Source organism: Gracilimonas mengyeensis, from assembly GCF_900182705.1.
GTDB classification, from domain to species: domain Bacteria; phylum Bacteroidota; class Rhodothermia; order Balneolales; family Balneolaceae; genus Gracilimonas; species Gracilimonas mengyeensis.
In genome coordinates, this window is the sequence record NZ_FXTP01000031.1 from 1 (window position 1) to 1,133 (window position 1,133).

The 1,133-nt window shown below is 48.5% G+C and carries 1 protein-coding gene; it reads right to left on the bottom strand.

Going from position 1 to position 1,133, the window contains the following annotated elements; all coding sequences use genetic code 11:
* Positions 1–48: 48 nt before the first annotated feature.
* A protein-coding gene (locus FN815_RS18775) for an IS3 family transposase (RefSeq protein WP_425461081.1) occupies positions 49–1,121 on the bottom strand; the annotation gives its coding sequence in 2 pieces (ribosomal slippage) (positions 49–860 and positions 860–1,121; 1,074 coding nt in all).
* Positions 1,122–1,133 lie beyond the last annotated feature (12 nt).

The window sequence follows — 1,133 nt, forward strand, 5'->3', positions numbered from 1 at the left end:
TTGTCGGCTTCCCCAAAAACTGGGCCAATTAAAAGTAGAATGTTCGGTTTAATTTAAGAGTTCTATCGGTGTTTTATACCCCAAAGATTTATGGGGGCGGTGGTGGTTATAATCGTACATCCATTGCTGGGTTTTGGTCCGCACTTCATCCAGGGTTTTAAACACATACGCATTCAGCAGTTCTTGGCGCATACTTCCATTTAAGCGTTCGATATAAGCGTTTTGTGTAGGTTTACCCGGTTGGATAAAGACTAAGGTTATTTGGTGCTTCTTACACCACTGATCGAGTTTCTGAGAGATAAATTCCGGGCCGTTATCCACCCGGATCATCTTCGGAAGCTCTCGGGTTTGCTTGAGTTGATTAAGCACACAAATGACCCGCAGTGCAGGCAGGCTCGTGTCGGTTTCGATCCACAGCACCTGCCGGTTGTAGTCATCCATCACATTCAACAGGCGGTAACTGCGCCCATCCCACAGGCTGTCATGCATAAAGTCCAGACTCCAGACTTGGTTTGGCTCCTCTGGCTGGAAGAGGGTTTGTTTGGCACGTGCAGGGAGTCGTTTCTTGGCCCTGCGCCGAATATTAAGTCCCAACATCGTGTAGATCCGGTAAATCCGTTTGTGGTTCCACTCCCGGCCCTGGTTGCGAATTCTCCAGTAACAGCTCCAAAAACCAATCGATGGATGCTGGTCCACCAATGCCAGTAATGCGTCAATGATACGACTATCATCTTTAGGCTTACGCTGATAACTATAGGTGCTGCGGGGAAGGCGCACGGCCTTGCAGCCCTGACGAATGGATATCTTATGCTCATCACGCATCTGAGTTACCATTTCCCGCTTAACGTCAGGACTTACAGCTTTTTTTCCATGACGTCTTTGAGGGCATGATGAACCAGACTTAGGTCGGCATACATACGCTTCAGACGTTGGTTCTCCGCTTCCAGTTCTTTCAGGCGGGTAAGCTCACTCACGCTCATGCCTCCGTACTTGGCTTTCCAATTATAGAAGGTAGCCGGACTGATTGCGTGTTCGCGAGCCAGATCGGCTACTTTACGTCCCTGCTCATGCTGGGAGAGAATAGAGATGATCTGGGATTCGGTAAATCGAGATTTTTTCATAGGTCAAAAGTA